Raw genomic sequence first — 17,666 nt, 5'->3', positions numbered from 1 at the left:
GCCCCGCCAACCTTGCCGTGCTCAGGCGACTGGCCCTCAACGTCGCCAGAGCCCACCCCGACACATCGACCTCGTTGCGTCTCAAGCTCAAGCGCGCCGGCTGGAACGATGCCTTCCTTTTCGAACTCCTCGGCCACATGCGATAGCCCTGCCCGCAAGGGGGAGGGGAGCCCTCCGTCTTCGCGGCGAGAGTTCGACTTTAACATAGGTCCATGACGTCTCAACGTTTCGCCGTCGCCTTCCGGTCACGTCCGCGCAGGATATCCGCGAGCGCCGCGGCATTGCGCGACAGCGGCTCGAAGCGTGGGGTCAGCAGATAAGCGCGCATCGGCGTCTTCGGTGCGAGCGGGCGGGCGGCGAGGTCGGGCCAGGCGCGGCCGCGCAGGACGAATTCGTCGACGACGGCGAGGCCCGCGCCTGATCGCACCATGGCGCAGGCGTCGGGCGTGTAGCGCACGATCGTGGTCGGCTCCGGGCCGCCGGCCAAGGCTGAGCTAACGATGTGGCCATAGGGCGTCTGCGGGCCGAAGCCGACCAGCGGATAGGGCGCCATGTCCTTCGGCCGGATGCTGCGCAGCCTGGCCAGCGCGTGATCGGCCGGCATGATGACGTGCAGCGCGCCTTCCGCGATCGCCTCCACGGCCACCGTCGGCTCGTCGACCGGCAGCACGGTGATGCCGAGATCGGCGCGTGCGGTGCCGACGCGGCTGACGATCTCCAGCAGCGTCAGCGATTCAAATTCGACGCGCAGGTCGGCAAAACGGCTGCGCAGCCGCGCGAGCGCCTCCGGCACCATGCCGTATCCCGCGCTCGGGCTCGCGACCACGCGGATCGTGCCGGTGCCGCCGGCGCGCAGCTCGTCGGCGAGATCGTTGATGCGCGCGACGCCACGGTGAATGTGCTCGACCTCGGCGAACAGGCGCTTGGCCTCCGGCGTCGGCTGTACCCGGCCGCTGATGCGCTCGAACAGCTTCAGCTTCAAGCCGTCCTCGGTGTAGGCGAGCAGGCGGCTGACCGCCGGCTGCGAGACCGTGAGCAGCCGCGCGGCGCCGCTGATCGAGCCTGTTATCATGATGGCGCGGAACACCTCGATCTGGCGCAGATTGAGCGGCATGCGACCTCTTGTCTCGCTGCTGGGTGTGGCGGACTTTAGCCGGGGCGGCGATCCCATAACAAGCTGTTATGGGCGGCGGACAAATCGGTATGGTCGGCTGCAGGTGTGCTTTGCTAAGCTTCGCGGGCCGGGTGACATGACTGATGGAGAGAGCGTGAGCGACAGCAAGCGTGTCGATCGCGAATGCGCGTGTTTGATCCGGTGGCCGGCATGAGTGACGGCCTTGCCGCGCTGACGGCCCAAGTTCGCAGCGATCTTTCCAGGATCGCGCATCCCAGCATGCCATGGCTGACGCCTGTCACCGGTCCCGATGGCCGGCCTGCGCTTGACGTGCTGATCGTCGGCGGCGGCCAGTCGGGCCTTGCGACCGCGTTTGCGCTGCTGCGTTCGCGCGTCAGCAACATCCTCGTGCTCGACAAGGCCGAGGCGGGCCGCGAAGGTCCGTGGCGAACGTATGCGCGCATGCCGACCCTGCGCAGCCCGAAGGATTTCACCGGGCCCGATCTCGATATTCCCTGCCTGACCTATCAGGCGTGGCACGAGGCCAGGTTCGGCGGCGAGAGCTGGCGCGATCTTGGTCTCATTCCGCGCGAATATTGGGCAGAGTATCTCGCGTGGTATCGCGAGGTGCTCGATCTTCCCGTGCGCAACGGCTGCGAAATCATCGATATCGCGCCGGCTGCCGAGGGCCTGCTGCGCGCGACCGTGCGCAGCAAGGATGGTGAGACGATCCTTCACGCGCGCAAGATTGTGCTGGCGACCGGGCAGGAAGGCATGGGTGACTGGAGCATTCCGGCGCCGCTGCGTCATCTGCCGGAGACACGTTGCGTCCATTCGGGGGTGGAGATCGATTTCGACGCCTTGCGCGGCCGCCGCGTCGCCGTGATCGGCGCTGGCGCGTCGGCTTTCGACAACGCCGCCGTCGCGCTGGAAGCCGGCGCGGCGCGCGTCGACCTGCTGTGCCGCCGCGCGGAAATCCAGCTGATCCAGCCCTACCGCTGGCTGACCTTCCGCGGCTTCCTCCGGCACTTCTCCGAGCTCGACGATGCCTGGCGCTGGCGCTTCATGCGCGCCGTCCTCGAGTTGCGCGAGGGCTTTCCTCAGCACACATACGATCGCTGTGCGCGGCACGCCGGTTTCCACCTGCATGAGGGCGCGCCCGTGACGGCCGCGCGCGAGACGGCTGATGGTGTCGTGCTGCAGACGGCGAAGGGCGAGGTCATCACCGACTTCGTCATCAGCGCCACCGGCATCACGATGGATTTTGCACGGCGCCCCGAGCTGCAGCGCTTCGCTGCGAACATCGCGCGATGGTCCGACCGCTACACGCCCGACGAGAGCGAGCGCAACGAGCGGCTCGGCGCCTTTCCCTATCTCGGCGACGATTATGCGCTGTGCGAGCGCAGGCCAGGCGAGACACCCTGGATCGGCGACATCCATGTGTTCGCGATCGCGTCGACGATGAGCTTCGGCGCATCGGGCTCGTCCATCAACGCGATGACCACGGCCGTGCCGAAGCTGGTGCATGGGATCACGCGCGGCCTGTTCAAGGCCGATATCGACAGGCATTGGGCGGCGTTCCAGGCCTACGACGTGAAGCAGGCCACCGTGCGCCGCGACACCGCAGGCGAGCGCGCATGAGCGATCGATGGCGCAAGCGAGCCATTGTCGCGCCGCGTCATGCAAGTGCCTCTCGTCATTTCACGTGGCACGTGATTTGCTGCTTTGCCGCCAGATGATGCGCAGGCGTCGCCGGTGAGGTGTTAGTCCCGGATTTTGAGACTATTGAAGGAACAGGGGCGATGAGTTTCGAAATGTCCAAACGTTCGTTGTTCGCGGCGACCGCATTGCTCGCGGTGACACTCGCGGCGCCCACGGCGCATGCGCAGAGCCGCGCCGAGACGCTGCGCTACGTCACCGGCGCGACCGTCAACACGCTCGATCCGAACATTCCGGGTTCGACGCGCGAAGCCTTCGCGCTGTCGATGTCGAGCTATGACCGGCTGGTGTCGTTCGGCCGCAAGCAGCTCAATGGTAAGTGGGTGTTCGATCTCGACACCATCACCGGCGAGCTCGCCGAATCCTATTCCGTCAGCCCCGACGGTCTGAAGATCACCTTCAAGCTGCGGCCCGATGCCAAGTTCCAGGACGGCTCGCCGGTGACGGCCGAGGACGTCAAATGGTCGCTCGACCGTTGTGTGACCGCGCCGATCCTCGGCAAGGCACAGCTGCTGACGGGCTCGCTGACATCGGCCGATCAGTTCAAGGTGATTGATCCCTTGACGTTCGAGGTCACGCTGCCGAAGCCGGACAAGCTGGCGCTACCGAATCTCGCGACCGTCTATCCGATCATCATCAACTCCAAGCTCGCCAAGTCGCATGCGACGGCTGAAGATCCGTGGGCGCTGAACTGGACCAAGGAGAATGCGGCCGGCAGCGGCGCCTATATCGTCGAGACCTTCAAGCCGGGCGAGCAGGTGATCGCCAAGCGCAACGAGGCCTGGAATCGTGGCACGCCGGACAAGCCGGCGGCGTTCAAGCGGCTGATCATCCAGTCGGTGCCGGAGCCGGCGACGCGTGCCAACCTCGTCGAGCGCGGCGATGCCGATCTCGTCATCGACCTGCAGGCCAGCGACGTGCAGTCGCTCGAAGGCAAGGCCAAGCTGAAGGTGATCTCGACGCCGCAATACAATGCGGTGACCTTCATCTCGATGAACAACACCATTCCGCCGTTCGACAACGTCAACGTGCGCCGCGCCATCGCCTATGCGCTGCCCTATGACGACATGTTCAAGGCGGCGTTGTTCGGCCGCGGCGCGCCGCTCTATGGCGCGACCTGGGCGGACGGCAAGCCGCCGAGCGGCGGCTATCCGATCCCGCAGCCGATCAAGCTCGATCTGGAGAAGGCCAAGGCGTATCTGAAGGAGGCCGGCATGCCCGACGGCTTCTCGACCACCTTCAGCTTCAATGTCGGCCAGGCCGCGACCGCCGAGCCGATGGCCGCGCTGGTCAAGGAGCAGCTTGGCAAGATCGGCATCAAGGTCGATATCCAGAAGCTGCCGGATGCGCAGATGTCGACCGCGATCAACGAGAAGAAGCTGCCGTTCTTCACCGAGGGGATTGTTGCCTGGCTGCCCTCGACCGACTATTTCTACCGTAACTTCTACACCGGCAAGCAGCGTTGGAACTACTCGTCCACCGACAATGCCGAGCTGGAGAAGATCGCGCAGGAAGCGCGCTTCGAGGCCGACAAGGCCAAGTATGAGGATCAGGGCAAGGCGCTCAACGCCATCCATTTCGACCAGATGTTCCAGATCCCGATCTGGCAGGCGGCACAGGATGCGGTGATGCAGCCGACGGTGGACGGCTACGTCTACCAGTTCACCCGGCAGGTGGATTATCGTAACCTGAGCCGGAAGTAAGGCCATCGCCGGAGACGGTGCGCTCCCTCGCCCCGTTCTTACGGGGAGAGGGGCAGACGCACGGGGAGTGTACGTGGTGAGACCTGTACCCCCTCACCCGGATTGCATCTTTCGATGCAATCCGACCTCTCCCCGCAGGCGGGGCGAGGTGATACCGAGCGCAGCGCTCCGGTGTGCGTCAATGATGATAAAGTTTTAGGAGACGGCAAACTCATGGGCACGATCGGCGCAACCTTGGTGCGGGCGGGACGACGCTTCGTCTCGTCGCTGCCGGCGCTGTTCGGGGTCCTGGTCTTCACCTTCCTGCTGATGCGCGTGCTGCCGGGAGACCCGGCCGTGTTCTTCGCCTCCAGCCCCAATGCTGGCCAGGAGGAGATCGAGGTCATCCGCAAGCAGCTCGGCCTCGACAAGCCGCTGCCGAACCAGCTCGCGATCTATCTTTACGACGTCGGCCGCGGCAATCTCGGCCGCTCGATGATGACCGGTCAGGCCGTCGCCAAGGATCTGAAGGAGCGGCTGCCCGCCTCGCTCGAATTGACGCTGACGGCGCTGCTGATCGCACTGATCTCTGCCGTGCCGCTCGGGGTGCTCGCCGCGCTCAGGCCGGGCTCGCTGGTCGATCACGGCGTGCGGCTGTTCTGCTCGCTCGGCGTCTGCGTGCCGACCTTCGTCTCCGGCCTGCTGCTGATCTACGTGTTCTATTATCTGTTCGGTTGGGCGCCTGACCCGACCGGCCGCATCGACATCTTCGCGACGCTGCCGCCGCAGCGGACGGGTTTCCTGATCATCGACTTCCTGCTCGCCGGCGATCTCGAGGGATGGTGGGCGGCGGCGCGGCAGCTGATGCTCCCCGCGCTGACCATGGCGCTGTTCGTCATCGCGCCGCTGGCGCGCATCACCCGAGCCTCGATGCTGGTCTCGCTCGGCAGCGATTTCGTGCGCACCGCGCGCTCGGTCGGGCTGTCGTGGTGGCGCATCGTCGTGACCTATGCGCTGCGCAACGCGATCCTTCCCGTCATCACCATCGCCGGCATCGTGTTCTCGACCATGCTCGGCGCCAATGTGCTGGTGGAGAAGGTGTTCTCCTGGCCGGGGGTCGCCTCCTATGCGCTCGATGCGCTGCTGGTCTCGGACTATGCGCCGGTGCAGGGCTTCGTGTTGCTGATGGCGACGATCTTCGTGATCGTCAATCTCCTGGTCGATGTGCTCTATGGCATCGCCGATCCCAGGGCGACGGTGGCATGAGCGGTTGCAGATGAGCACGATCGAGACCTCATCCACCTTGCGCCACACCGCCTTCGTGCTGCGCGGCAATCCGGTCACCGCAGTCGCCGCGGGCGGCGCGCTGCTGCTGGCGCTGATCGCGATCTTTGCGCCGTGGCTCGCGCCTTACGATCCCATCGCCTCCGAGGTCTCTGTGGCGCTACAGCCGCCGAGCGCAGCGCACTGGGCCGGCACCGACCAGCTCGGCCGCGACGTGCTCAGTCGCCTGATCGTCGCGAGCCGGCTCGACCTCACGATTGCGGTGACGGCGGTCGCCGTGTCCTTCGCGCTCGGCTCGGTGATCGGCGCGCTGTGCGGCTATAGCGGCGGGCGGCTGGACAAGGCGGTCGGCCGCTTCGTCGACGTGCTGATGGCGTTCCCGCTGTTCGTGCTGGCGATGGCGATGGTCGCCGCGCTCGGCAACCGGGTCGAGAACATCGTGATCGCGACCGCGATCATCAATTTGCCGTTCTACATCCGCTTCGCCCGCGCCGAAGTGAACATCCGCCGCAATCTCGGCTGGGTCGAGGCTGCGCGGGCCTGCGGCGAAAGCCATGTCGCCGTCGTGCTGCGCTTCCTGCTGCCGAACGTGCTGCCGGCGATGGCGGTGCAGATGTCGCTCAATCTCGGCTGGGCCATCCTCAACGCCGCGGGACTGTCGTTCATCGGCCTCGGCGTCAAGCCGCCGACACCGGAATGGGGCATCATGGTCGCCGAGGGCGCGCGCTTCATCTCGACCGGGCGGTGGTGGCTGGTGGCGTTTCCCGGTTTCGCGCTGATGTTTGCGGTGCTGTGCTTCAACCTGCTCGGCGACGGCCTGCGGGATATTCTGGATCCGAGGATGCGAACGTGACCGCATCGGAAGGCACCAGGCCGCTGCTCGAGGTCGACAACCTCAAGGTAACGTTCTCGACCCGCCGCGGCCTCGTCGAGGCCGTGCGCGGCGTGTCGCTGTCGCTGCAGCCGGGCGAGATGCTCGGGCTGGTCGGCGAGAGCGGCTCCGGCAAGTCGGTGACCGGCTTTGCCATCACCCATCTGCTCGACAAGGCCGGCCGCATCACGGGTGGCCAGATCCGCTTCAAGGGCCAGGACATCACGCGCGCCGGCGGCGCCGATCTGCGCAGCCTGCACGGCGCCGCGATGGCGATGATCTTCCAGAACCCGCGCGCGGCGCTCAACCCGATTCGCATCGTCGGCCAGCAGGTCGCGGATGCGATCCTCGCCCATCGCCGGCTGTCGCGGCAGGAGGCACTGGACGAAGCGCTACAGCTGCTGCGCGCCGTGCAGATCCGCGATCCCGAGCGGCGCATGAGCGCCTATCCGCACGAATTGTCGGGCGGCATGTGCCAGCGGGTGATGATCGCGGTCGCGATCTCCTGCAATCCGTCGCTGCTGATCGCCGACGAGCCGACCACCGGCCTCGACGTTACCACGCAGAAGGTGGTGATGGACCTGCTCGCCCGGATCGCCACGGATCGCGGCATGGCGACGATCCTGATCACGCATGACCTCGGGCTCGCCGCCCGCTATTGCGCGCGCGTCGTGGTGATGGAGCAGGGCAGGCTGGTCGAGGAGGCCGAGCCCCTGACGCTGTTCCACCGGCCGCAGCATCCCTACACCAGGCGGCTGGTCGCGGCCTCGCCGACGGCGACGTCGCGGATCGAGGACCTGGTGCCGGATGGCGAAAGGATCCCGCTGGTCGAGATCACCGAACTGCCGCCACCGCCGCACGGCACGCCGCTGCTGCTCGACGTCAAGACGATCGCCAAGCGGTTCGATGACGGCACGCTCGGTGTCGCCGACTTCTCGATGAGCATGCGCGGTGGCGAGAGCGTCGGCCTCGTCGGCGAGAGCGGCTCGGGCAAGAGCACGACGTCGCGCATGATCTGCCGGCTGATCGATCCGAGCGAGGGCGAGATCCTGTTCGACGGCCAGGCGATCGGCCAGATCCCGGCGCGCGACTTCCACCGCTCCGAGCTGCGCAAGGACATCCAGATCGTCTTCCAGGATCCGAACGACAGCCTCAATCCGCGCTACACCGCGTTCGACTGCATCGCCCATCCCTTGCTGCGGCTGATGAACATGCGCGCCGGCGACGCGCTGCGCCAGCGGGTCGAGGAATGCGCCGACCGCGTCGGGCTGCCGCGCGAGCTGCTGCAGCGCTTTCCGCATCAGCTGTCCGGCGGCCAGAAGGCGCGGGTCGGCATCGCGCGCGCCATCGCCTGCAGGCCGCGGCTGCTGGTGCTGGACGAGCCGACCGCGGCGCTCGACGTCTCCGTGCAGGCCGTGGTGCTGCAGCTTCTCAACAAGCTCCGGCGCCAGGACAATCTCGCCTTCCTGTTCGTCAGCCACGATCTCAACGTCGTGCGCATGATGTGTGATCGGACCATCGTGCTGCGCACCGGCGTCATCGTCGAGCAGGGCGAGAGCCGGGCGCTGTTCGCCAACCCGCAGACCGACTACACGCGCGCGCTGGTCGACGCCGTGCCGCATATCGCCCCGCCGGCGGCGCTGGCGACCGCTTAAGCTCCACCCATAACAAATGATTATGGACGGCGGACAACTTGGTATTGGGGCCGCCCTTGTGGGTCCTGTTAGTTTGTCGGCCTCGCAACCACGTCACGTTCCAAGGTCTACGCGCGCGCCATGACGAAGCTGATCACCACGCTGCAGGGCATCGTCGGCGCCCCTCATGTCCTGATCGCGCCCGAGGACCAGGCGCCTCATCTGCGCGACTGGCTCGGCAAGTATCACGGCGCGGCGATCGCCGTCGTGCGCCCCGGATCGACAGCAGAGGTCGCTGCTGTCATGGTCGCCTGTTCCGAAGCCCGCGTGGCCGTGGTGCCGCAGGGCGGCCACACCAGCCTGTCCGGTGGCGCCACGCCGGATGCGAGCGGCGAGGCGGTCGTGCTGTCGCTGTCGCGCCTGAACAGCATCCGCGCGGTCGATCCGATCGGCCAGACCATCATGGTCGATGCCGGCGTCGTGCTGGCGAAGGTGCAGGACGCCGCGCGCGAGGCCGGATTGCTGTTTCCGCTCAGCCTGGGCTCCGAGGGCAGCTGCACCGTCGGCGGCAATCTCGCGGCCAATGCCGGCGGCGTCGCCGTGCTGCGCTATGGCGTGATGCGCGAGCTCACGCTCGGCCTCGAAGTGGTGCTGCCGGACGGCCGCATCTGGGACGGGCTGCGCTCCCTGCGCAAGGACAACACCGGCTATGCGCTGCGCGATCTCTTCATCGGCTCGGAAGGCACGCTCGGCATCATCACCGGCGCGGTGCTGAAACTGTTTCCGCAGCCGACCGCGCGCGCCACCGCCTTCGTCGCGCTCGTCGATGCGGCCGCCGCGCTGAAGCTCTTGCAGCTGTCCCGCGCGCATTGCGGTGACCGGCTCACCGCGTTCGAGTTCCTGACATCAGCGACGCTGGAGATGATCCTGCGCCAGATCCCGGACGCGCGTCTGCCCTTTGCGGCGCTGCCTGAGGCCGCGGTGCTGATCGAGCTCAGCGACATCGGCGACGAGAGCGCGCTGACTGCGCGGCTCGAAACCACGCTGGCCGAGGCGATGTCGGGAGAGCTCGTCTCCGACGCCGTCGTCGCGCAGGACGGCACCCAGGCCAAGGCGTTCTGGCGGGTGCGCGAGAGCGTGTCGGAGGCGCTGGTGCGCGAGGGCAAGGCGCTCAAACACGACATCGCGGTTCCCGTCGCCGAGATCGCCGATTTCGTCGCCATGATGGATGCGTCGGTCGGCGCGGCGCTGCCGGGCATCCGGCCCATGGTGTTCGGCCATCTCGGCGACGGCAATCTGCACTACAATCTGATGCGTCCGCTCGATATGAGCGAGGCGGAGTTCTACAGCCAAGGCCCGCGCATCACCCGCCTCGTGCACGACGAGATCACCCGCCGCCGCGGCTCGATCAGCGCCGAGCACGGCATCGGCCAGCTCCGTACCGCCGAGATGCCGTTGTGCAAGCCGCCGCTCGAACTGGAGCTGATGCAACAGCTCAAGCGCACGCTCGACCCGCATGGGCTGATGAATCCTGGCAAGCTGTTGCCGAACGTGTAGTCGGTGCTGACGTCGCGCGTTCGTCCGGCTAGGACCAATGACTTCAGGCGACGTTCGTCCGGGTGTGCGCGACAGTCGCACGGGTTCCGTTCAGGAAGAGGCTGTCGAGTGCTGCCTCAACCGCGCGCGTGAAGCGAGGATCATTCGGTAGCTCCGTGCCGAACACCGGCGTCAGCGACAACAACGCCGGCGCGAGCCTGCTCGCGACCGGGCCGGCGTCATCCGCCAGGGCTCGCAGCTTGGCGGCCAGCGGGTCGCGCAGCGCGATTGGCTGGCCCCGCTCGTCGGTGCCGCTGACGTAGCGCATCCAGCCGGCGACGGCGAGCGCGAGGCGGGTGATCGGCTGGCCGCGGGCCAGCCGGTCGCTGTTGGTGCCGAGCAGGCGTTGCGGCAGCTTCTGCGAGCCGTCCATCGCGATCTGTGATGTCAGGTGCTTCAGCGCCGGATTGCGGAAGCGTTGCAGCAGCGCGGCGCGATAGGCCGTCACGTCGAAGCCGCCGAGCGCGGGCAATGTCGGCGTGACCTCGTCGCGCATCATGTCCTCGACGAGGCCGGCGAGATCGGGCTCGGCCATGGCCGCGGCCACCGTCTCGCAACCCATGAGATAGCCGAGATAAGCGATCGTGGAGTGCGCGCCGTTGAGCAGCCGCAGCTTCATCAGCTCGAACGGCGCGACGTCGTGGACGAACTGCGCGCCGCTGACGTCCCAGGCCGGACGATCGCCGCCGAAATCATCCTCGATCACCCATTGGCTGAACGGTTCGGTGACGATGGGCCATGCATCGGCGAGGCCAAGCGTGGCGCTGATATCGGCGCGGTCGGCGTCGGTGGTGGCGGGCACGATGCGGTCGACCATGGTCGAGGGAAAGCGGACCGCGTCGGCGATCCAGCGGGCGAGATCGCGATCGACCAGCTCGGCAAAGGCGATCGCGAGGCCGCGCAAGGTGTGACCGTTGGCGGGAAGGTTGTCGCAGGCGAGCACGGCGTAGGGCGGCAGGCCCTGCTGCCGCCGCAGTTTTAGCCCGCCGATGATGAAGCCGAGCGTGCTGCGGGGTTGCGTGAGATTGAGCGCGTCGTGACGAATGTCGGGATCATCAGCGCGCAAGGCGCCGGTCGCCGGATCGTGGCTGTAGCCCTTCTCGGTGACGGTCGTCGAGACGATGCGCACCGCAGGATCGGCGAGACGCGCGAGCAGGCCGGCCGGATCCTGCGGCGCAACCGCAAGTCCGGTGAGTGCGCCGATGACCCGTCGCTGCTGGCCGGCGCCATCGCTCGCGGTCACGCTGTAGAGCCCGCCTTGCGGCTGCAGCGCGTCGCTTGTGTCGGGCGAGCGCAGCGAGACGCCGAGGATGCCCCAGCGCGGATCATCCTTGAGGAGCGCATCCGTGTAGACCGCCTGATGGCCGCGATGGAAGGCGCCGAGGCCGAGATGGACGATGCCGGTTGCGACCGCCGCGCGGTCGTAGTCCGGCTTCAGGATGCCGGCGGGCAGGCGGTGCAGCGTTGAGGGGCTGAGGCGATCCATGCCGAGACCTTAGAAAATCAGCTGCACTTTGCAGCATTCGGTCTGATTGTGCTCGAACGTGTCGAACGCGGTGGCGTAGGCATCGAGCCCGAAGCGGTGGGTGATCAGGCGCTCCGGCTGCAGGGTGCCGCTGGCGAACCAGTCGATCACCTTGGCGAACTTGCCGCTGTTCAATCGAGACGCGTGGATCGCGAGTTCCTTGGCCGTGACCTTCTGCTGCACGATCGTCGAGGGCTCGGCCGAGAAGCCGAGCAGGCCGATGCGTGCGGCGGGCGAGGCGATCTCGATGGCTTCAGCCAGAATGGCGGGATGGCAGGCGGCATCGATGATCAGCGTCGGCTTCACGCCGGCGTCCGCAAGCGCCGCGGGCAGGGCGGTCTGCGCGGTGTTGATGACGCGGTCGGCGCCATTGTCCCGCGCGGCTGCGAGCCGTTGATCGATGCGGTCGGTGACGATCAGCTGCTTCACGCCATAGACGTGCTTGAGCACCTGGATCACGGTCAGCCCGATCGGGCCCGCGCCATAGACCAGCGCGATGTCGGAGGCGAAGACGCCGGTGTGGTCTGTGATGTTGGCGGCGATCGAGAACGGCTCGACCAGCGGCGCCTTGTCGTCGTCGACGCTATCAGGCAGCAGATGCGCGTTTTCGGCCGGCACGCAGGCATATTCGGAGAAGCCGCCGTCGCGATGCACGCCGATCACGGCGAGCTGGGCGCAGACATTGGGGCGGCCGACCGAGCAGGGATAGCAGGTGCCGCAGGCGACCACGGGATCGACGACAACGCGGGCGCCGAGCCGTGCGTTGACGCCATCGCCGAGCTTGTCGATGCGGCCGAAGAATTCATGGCCGATCACGCGCGGATAGCGCGCGAATGGATTGCTGCCATGGAGGATATGGATGTCGGAGCCGCAGATGCCGGCGCGCTCGACCTTGATGCGGATCTCGCCGGCGGCGGGCTCAGGAACGGCGCGGGTTTCGATCGACAGGCGGCCGGGCCGCTCCACCACGAGGCTCTTCACGCGTTCCTCCATTGCCCTCAGGGCTCATCTCGACGGTGAGCTGCCGTCGTATAGCAATCTCAAAACTTGGATACAAGTTATCTATTGAAAGCTAATTTGGTATCCATTATAGGATTTGAGGATAGGAATGACATACAAAAGGCCCCCAAGTGGGCCGGCAGGGGAGGTTTGCCAATGTCTTCGTCCACATCCATGTCCCGTCGCAGCTTTGTCGGCACCGCACTCGCGGGGGCGTCCGCCCTGGCGTTCGGGCCCGCGCATGCGCAATCGGCCAAATATCGCCTGCGCTACGGCACGGCGTTTCCCGCCACGCATCCTGGCGTCGTCCGCATCATTGAAGCCTCTGAGGCCATTAAGAAGCAGACCAATGGTCTGGTCGACCTGCAGGTCTATCCGAACAGCCAGCTCGGCAGCGAGCCCGACATGTTCTCGCAGGTGCGCTCTGGCGCGCTCGACTTCATGTCGACATCAGGCGTCAACCAGACGGTGGTGCCGATCGGCGGCATCAATGCTGTCGCGTTCGCGTTCGAGAGCTACGACCAGGTGTGGTCGGCGATGGACGGCGATCTCGGCAATCACGTCCGCGGCGAGTTCGCCAAGGTCGGCCTGCACGTGCTGCCGAAATGCCTCGACAACGGCTATCGCAACATCACCTCCGGCGCCAAGCCGATCACCTCGCCCGACGACCTCAAGGGCTTCAAGATCCGGGTCCCCGGCAATCCGCTGTGGGTGACCCTGTTCAAGACGCTCGGTGCTGCGCCGACGCCGATCAATTTCGGCGAGCTCTATGCGGCGCTGCAGACCCGCATCGTCGACGGCCAGGAGAATCCGCTGGCGCTGATCCAGAGCGCCAAGCTCTACGAGGTGCAGAAGTTCATCGCGCTATCCGGCCACATCTGGGACGGCCACTACATCTTCGCCAACGCGGCGCGCTGGAATGGCATGCCGGCCGACGTCCGCGACGCCGTCACCGCGGCTTTGTCGGATGCCGCCGTCAAGGAGCGGCAGGACATCCAGAGCTTCAACGAGAAGGCGCAGGCCGAGATGCAGGCCGCCGGCGTCACCTTCAACAAGGTCGACACCAAGCCGTTCCGCGACGCGCTGCGCACCGCGGGCTTCTACACCGAATGGAAGACCAAGTTCGGTGCCGAGGCGTGGGGCCTGCTGGAGAAGTCGGTCGGCCAGCTCTAAGACTGCGCGTGCGACCGCGTTGCAGACCGCGCGCCCGCGGCCGTCCTTCGAGACGCCCGCCTCCGGCGGGCTCCTCAGGACGAGGAGTGACTACGTGGCGCGACTTATACCCTCATGGTGAGGAGCGTCGCTGTTGCGACGCGTCTCGAACCATGAGGCCCGAGTAGTTTCGACTTTCAGCTGCGATCGGTGAAAATGCGATCGACCTGTGTGAGCCGGGGAGGATGCAATGGCCGTTGATATCATAGCGACGACCTCCGTGCCGTCGCATGGCGCGTTCGCGCGGTTCGACCAGATGCTCGGCCGCACGGTCGAGGCGCTGGCCGCCGCGCTCGTCGTCGCCGAGCTGGTCCTGCTCGGCGCCGCGACGGCCGCGCGCTATGTCTTCAATGCGCCGCTGATCTGGTCGGATGAGCTCGCCACCGTGCTGTTCGTCTGGCTGGCGATGCTCGGCGCCGTCGTGGCGCTGCGCCGTGCCGAGCACATGCGGCTCACCGCGTTCGTCCGCAACCTGTCGCCGGTATGGCGGGCGCGCACCGACGCGCTCGGGCTGATGCTGGTCTGCACCGTGCTGGTGGCGCTGGTGATGCCGTCCTGGCATCACCTCGACAGCCACATCATCAGCAAGATGCCGGTGCTGGAGATCAGCGAAGGTTTTCGCGAGGCGGCGATGCTGGTCGGCGTGCTGCTGATGCTGCTCACGGCGGTCGACCGGCTGGTCCAGCAGGCGAGCCTGCCGCAGATCATCGGCGCGCTGGCGCTGGTGCTTGCCGGCGCCGGTGCGCTCTATGCTGCCGCGCCGGTGCTCGAGGATCTCGGCAACTACAATCTCTTCATCTTCTTCTTTGTTCTCGTCGCCGGCGCCATGGTGATCGGCACGCCCATTGCCTTCACGTTCCTGCTCGCCACCGTGGCCTACCTGCATTTCAGCACCACGGTGCCGGTCCTGATCGTGCCCGGCCGCGTCAGCGAGGGCATGTCGCACATGGTGCTGTTGGCGGTGCCGATGTTCGTGCTGCTCGGCGCCCTGATCGAGATCGCGGGGCTCGCGCGCGCGATGATCCTGTTCCTGGTGTCGCTGATCGGCCATCTGCGCGGCGGCCTGCAATATGTGCTGCTCGGCGCGATGTATCTGGTTTCCGGCATCTCCGGCGCCAAGGCGGCCGACATGGCCGCAGTCGCGCCGGCGCTGTTTCCAGAGATGAAGCAGCGCGGCAGCTCGGAAGGCGATCTGGTCTCGCTGCTGTCGGCCTCGGCGGTCATGTCGGAGACCATCCCGCCCTCGATCGTGCTGATCACGGTGGGCTCGGTGACCGGCGTGTCGATCGCCGCACTGTTCACCGGCGGGCTGCTGCCGGCGGTGGTCGGCCTGATCGCGCTCTCGGTGGTGGTCTTTCTGCAGACCCGCAAGGAGGACATGAGCGGCGCGCAGCGCTTCGATGCCAGGACGCGGCTGAAGCTGTTCGCGATCTCGATCCCCGGCCTCGGCCTGCCGATCGTGATCCGCTCGGCTGTGGTCGAGGGCGTCGCCACCGCGACCGAGGTCGCCGCGATCGGCGTCATCTACACGGTGCTGGTCGGCATCTTCTTCTATCGCCAGTTCGACTGGAAGCGCGTCTATCCGATCCTGGTCGACACCGCTTCGCTGTCCGGCGCGATCCTGCTGGTTGTGGGCGCAGCCACCGGCATGGCCTGGGCGCTGACCCAGTCCGGCTTCTCGCAGCAGCTCGTCGACATGATGGTCGCGGTGCCCGGTGGCCGCTGGGGCTTCCTGCTGATCTCGGCGCTCGCCTTCGTCGTGCTCGGCAGCGTGCTCGAAGGCGTGCCGGCGGTGGTGCTGTTCGGGCCACTGCTGTTCCCGATCGCGCGCATGATGGGCGTGCACGAGGTGCACTACGCCATCATCGCGGTGTTCGCGATGGGGCTCGGCCTGTTCACGCCGCCGTTCGGCGTCGGCTTCTATCTTGCCTGCGCCATTGGCCGCGCCTCGCCCGACGAGGTCATTCGCCATGTCTGGCCGCATCTCGCCGCGCTCCTGGTGGCGCTGCTGCTGATCGTGTTCCTGCCGTGGATCTCGATCGGCTTCCTGTGAATCGGATAGGCTGTCGCCATGGATGACGATCAGACACCGCTGACGCGACTGGACGGCAAGGCTGGGCGGCGGCTCGCCGACCAGGTCTATGAGCGGCTGCTCGAGGACATCGTCTCCGGCGTGCTGCCGCCGGGGACGCCGATGGCCGAGCTCGATCTGTGCGAGCGGCTCGGCGTCAGCCGCACGCCCGTGCGCGAGGCGCTGATCAAGCTCGCCGACGTCGATCTCGTCCGCATCTATCCGCAAAGCGGCAGCGTCGTGGCGCCGGTGTCCCGCGAGGCCTTCGGCGAGGCGCAGTTCATCCGCGAGCATCTCGAATGCGCGCTGGTCGCGGAGGCCGTGCGCTACATGGATGCGACCTCGCTGCGCGAGCTCAATGAGCTGATCGAGAAGCAGAAGGCGGCGACTGATCCGGCTGAGTTCTACGCCCATGACGAGGCGTTCCATCAGACCATCGCCCGCACCAGCCGGCATCCGCATGTCTGGCAGGTGATTCGCCAGACCAAGATCCATTTCGACCGCGTCCGTCACCTGACCTTGCAGCAGGACGCCGGCCACATTCCGCTCCTGATTGCGCAGCATCAGGAGATCCTGGACGGTCTCTCGGCCTGCAACGAGGCCCAGGCGGTGGCCGCGATGCGCCGGCATCTGCGCGAGGTGTTCCGCCGTGCTGACGGCATCTTTGCGCGCCAGGAAGAGATGGCGCAGGCGGACCCGCGCACGCGGGCGCGGCGGCGGCGCTGATCGCACTTGATTGATGTTTGGAAGGTGGACGACATGGAACAAACTTGGCGCTGGTTCGGACCCGATGATCCCATCACTTTGCCGCAGGTCCGCCAGACCGGCGCGACCGGCATTGTCACGGCGCTGCATCACATCCCCTATGGCGTGGTGTGGAGCACGGACGAGATCATCAAGCGCATCGGTCTGATCGAAGGTGATTCATCGCTGCGGCTGCGCTGGAGCGTGGTCGAGAGCCTGCCGGTCTCCGAGGCGATCAAGCTGGGCGAGGGCGACCTCACGGAGCTGTTCGACAACTACCGGCAGTCGCTGCGCAACCTCGCCGCCTGCGGCGTCACCAATGTCTGCTACAATTTCATGGCGGTGCTGGACTGGACCCGCACCGAGCTCGCGTTCCGGCTTCCCGGCGGCGCGACTGCATTGCGCTTCGATCTGGATCGCTTCGCCGCGTTCGACTGCTACATCCTGCAGCGTCCCGGCGCCGAGGCCGAGTTCTCGGCCGATGTGCTCGACCGGGCCAAGGCCTGGGTGGCGCAGGCGTCCCAATCCGACAAGGACCGGCTGCTCGCGACCATCATGGCGGGGCTACCCGGGGCCTATGATCGCTATGACGTGCCGGGGCTGCGCCGCATGCTGGAGAAGTATCGCGACATCGGCCACGCCGAACTGCGCGCCAACTATGCGCGATTCCTGCGTGAGGTGGTGCCGACCGCGGAGGAATGCGGCGTCAGCCTGTGCGTCCATCCCGACGATCCGCCGCGCGACCTGTTCGGCCTGCCGCGCGTGGTGTCGTCAGCCGATGATCTGCAGTTCATCGTCGATGCCGCCCCGTCCAAGGCCAACGGCATCACCTTCTGCACTGGAGCGTTGGGTGCGGGCGGCCAGAACAACGTGCCGGCGATGGCCGAGCGCTTCGCCCCGCACATCCGCTTCGTGCATCTGCGCAACGTGACGAAAATGCTCGACGGCTCGTTCATGGAGGCGGAGCATCTGCGTGGCGATGTCGACATGGTTAACGTCGTCACAACGCTCCTGAAGGAGCAGGCCCGCCGCAAAACCGAGGGCGATCCGGACTGGCGCATTCCGTTCCGGCCCGATCACGGCCACGAACTGGCCGACGATATCGGCCGCGGCACCCATCCCGGCTATCCTTTGGTCGGCCGCCTCAAGGGCCTCGCCGAGATCCGCGGCGTGATGACGGCGGTTGCGGCCATCAACCGCTTGCCGGTCTGATCC

General features: G+C 66.7%; 13 protein-coding genes and 1 pseudogene. 11 read left to right on the top strand and 3 right to left on the bottom strand.

Annotation, left to right across the window (positions count from 1 at the left end):
• Positions 1-146: pseudogene (locus tag QQL87_RS30670) on the top strand (ISAs1 family transposase); the annotation flags it as partial.
• A gap of 74 nt (positions 147-220) precedes the next feature.
• Here QQL87_RS30670 and QQL87_RS30665 read toward each other — a convergent pair.
• The gene (locus QQL87_RS30665) at positions 221-1,114 is read right to left on the bottom strand and encodes a LysR substrate-binding domain-containing protein (RefSeq protein ID WP_284422792.1); all 894 of its coding nucleotides are present in this window, start codon (positions 1,112-1,114) and stop codon (positions 221-223) included.
• A 210-nt stretch (positions 1,115-1,324) separates the two neighbouring features.
• Here QQL87_RS30665 and QQL87_RS30660 point away from each other — a divergent pair, with 210 nt between their 5' ends.
• The 6 genes from QQL87_RS30660 to QQL87_RS30635 all read left to right on the top strand — a co-directional run bounded on the left by QQL87_RS30660 (position 1,325) and on the right by QQL87_RS30635 (position 9,861).
• On the top strand, positions 1,325-2,755 hold the full coding sequence (locus tag QQL87_RS30660; protein WP_284422791.1) for a flavin-containing monooxygenase: 1,431 nt from the start codon (positions 1,325-1,327) through the stop codon (positions 2,753-2,755).
• Between the two features lie 161 nt (positions 2,756-2,916).
• A complete protein-coding gene (locus QQL87_RS30655; protein ID WP_284422790.1) occupies positions 2,917-4,536 on the top strand; it encodes an ABC transporter substrate-binding protein in 1,620 nt (539 codons plus the stop codon).
• Positions 4,537-4,749: 213 nt separating this feature from the next.
• Complete coding sequence (locus QQL87_RS30650; RefSeq protein WP_284422789.1) at positions 4,750-5,781, top strand: ABC transporter permease; 1,032 nt, start codon at positions 4,750-4,752, stop codon at positions 5,779-5,781.
• A gap of 10 nt (positions 5,782-5,791) precedes the next feature.
• Positions 5,792-6,652 carry an ABC transporter permease gene (locus QQL87_RS30645; RefSeq protein ID WP_284422788.1) on the top strand — a complete coding sequence of 287 codons (861 nt, stop codon included), beginning with the start codon at positions 5,792-5,794 and terminating at the stop codon, positions 6,650-6,652.
• Positions 6,649-8,325 carry a nickel ABC transporter ATP-binding protein NikE gene (nikE, locus tag QQL87_RS30640; RefSeq protein ID WP_284422787.1) on the top strand — a complete coding sequence of 559 codons (1,677 nt, stop codon included), beginning with the start codon at positions 6,649-6,651 and terminating at the stop codon, positions 8,323-8,325. The genes QQL87_RS30645 and nikE overlap by 4 nt, the downstream gene beginning before the upstream one ends.
• A gap of 120 nt (positions 8,326-8,445) precedes the next feature.
• Entirely contained in the window at positions 8,446-9,861 is a 1,416-nt protein-coding gene (locus QQL87_RS30635; RefSeq protein ID WP_284422786.1) for an FAD-binding oxidoreductase, read from the top strand.
• A gap of 43 nt (positions 9,862-9,904) precedes the next feature.
• Here QQL87_RS30635 and QQL87_RS30630 read toward each other — a convergent pair whose 3' ends face one another.
• Positions 9,905-11,386 carry a mannitol dehydrogenase family protein gene (locus QQL87_RS30630; protein WP_284422785.1) on the bottom strand — a complete coding sequence of 494 codons (1,482 nt, stop codon included), beginning with the start codon at positions 11,384-11,386 and terminating at the stop codon, positions 9,905-9,907.
• Between the two features lie 9 nt (positions 11,387-11,395).
• Positions 11,396-12,406: a Zn-dependent oxidoreductase gene (locus QQL87_RS30625; protein ID WP_284422784.1), complete on the bottom strand. Its 1,011-nt coding sequence runs from the start codon at positions 12,404-12,406 to the stop codon at positions 11,396-11,398.
• A 174-nt stretch (positions 12,407-12,580) separates the two neighbouring features.
• Between QQL87_RS30625 and QQL87_RS30620 the strand changes: the two genes are divergently transcribed.
• From QQL87_RS30620 to uxuA, 4 genes are all read left to right on the top strand, one after another.
• Positions 12,581-13,597: a TRAP transporter substrate-binding protein gene (locus QQL87_RS30620; RefSeq protein WP_284422783.1), complete on the top strand. Its 1,017-nt coding sequence runs from the start codon at positions 12,581-12,583 to the stop codon at positions 13,595-13,597.
• Positions 13,598-13,826: 229 nt separating this feature from the next.
• Positions 13,827-15,689, top strand: a complete 1,863-nt coding sequence (locus QQL87_RS30615) for a TRAP transporter large permease (RefSeq protein ID WP_284422782.1) — start codon at positions 13,827-13,829, stop codon at positions 15,687-15,689.
• Between the two features lie 18 nt (positions 15,690-15,707).
• Positions 15,708-16,433 (top strand): GntR family transcriptional regulator, encoded by a 726-nt coding sequence (locus QQL87_RS30610; protein ID WP_284422781.1) that lies wholly within the window; start codon positions 15,708-15,710, stop codon positions 16,431-16,433.
• A 33-nt stretch (positions 16,434-16,466) separates the two neighbouring features.
• Positions 16,467-17,663: a mannonate dehydratase gene (gene uxuA, locus QQL87_RS30605; RefSeq protein WP_284422780.1), complete on the top strand. Its 1,197-nt coding sequence runs from the start codon at positions 16,467-16,469 to the stop codon at positions 17,661-17,663.
• The last annotated feature ends 3 nt before the right edge of the window (positions 17,664-17,666 follow it).

The organism is Bradyrhizobium sp. SSBR45G, assembly GCF_030159255.1.
In the GTDB taxonomy this organism is placed as follows: Bacteria; Pseudomonadota; Alphaproteobacteria; order Rhizobiales; family Xanthobacteraceae; genus Bradyrhizobium.
The sequence above is the reverse complement of the archived record's forward strand: the minus strand, read 5'-3'. Positions and strand labels throughout refer to the sequence as shown.

Bases quoted from the DNA above. Each gene is read 5' to 3' on its own strand.
- uxuA (WP_284422780.1), top strand. From the start codon at position 16,467: ATGGAACAAACTTGGCGCTGGTTCGGACCCGATGATCCCATCACTTTG.
- QQL87_RS30620 (WP_284422783.1), top strand. From the start codon at position 12,581: ATGTCTTCGTCCACATCCATGTCCCGTCGCAGCTTTGTCGGCACCGCA.
- QQL87_RS30660 (WP_284422791.1), top strand. From the start codon at position 1,325: ATGAGTGACGGCCTTGCCGCGCTGACGGCCCAAGTTCGCAGCGATCTT.
- QQL87_RS30665 (WP_284422792.1), bottom strand. From the start codon at position 1,114: ATGCCGCTCAATCTGCGCCAGATCGAGGTGTTCCGCGCCATCATGATA.
- QQL87_RS30635 (WP_284422786.1), top strand. From the start codon at position 8,446: ATGACGAAGCTGATCACCACGCTGCAGGGCATCGTCGGCGCCCCTCAT.
- QQL87_RS30650 (WP_284422789.1), top strand. From the start codon at position 4,750: ATGGGCACGATCGGCGCAACCTTGGTGCGGGCGGGACGACGCTTCGTC.
- QQL87_RS30630 (WP_284422785.1), bottom strand. From the start codon at position 11,386: ATGGATCGCCTCAGCCCCTCAACGCTGCACCGCCTGCCCGCCGGCATC.
- QQL87_RS30645 (WP_284422788.1), top strand. From the start codon at position 5,792: ATGAGCACGATCGAGACCTCATCCACCTTGCGCCACACCGCCTTCGTG.
- QQL87_RS30610 (WP_284422781.1), top strand. From the start codon at position 15,708: ATGGATGACGATCAGACACCGCTGACGCGACTGGACGGCAAGGCTGGG.
- QQL87_RS30655 (WP_284422790.1), top strand. From the start codon at position 2,917: ATGAGTTTCGAAATGTCCAAACGTTCGTTGTTCGCGGCGACCGCATTG.
- QQL87_RS30615 (WP_284422782.1), top strand. From the start codon at position 13,827: ATGGCCGTTGATATCATAGCGACGACCTCCGTGCCGTCGCATGGCGCG.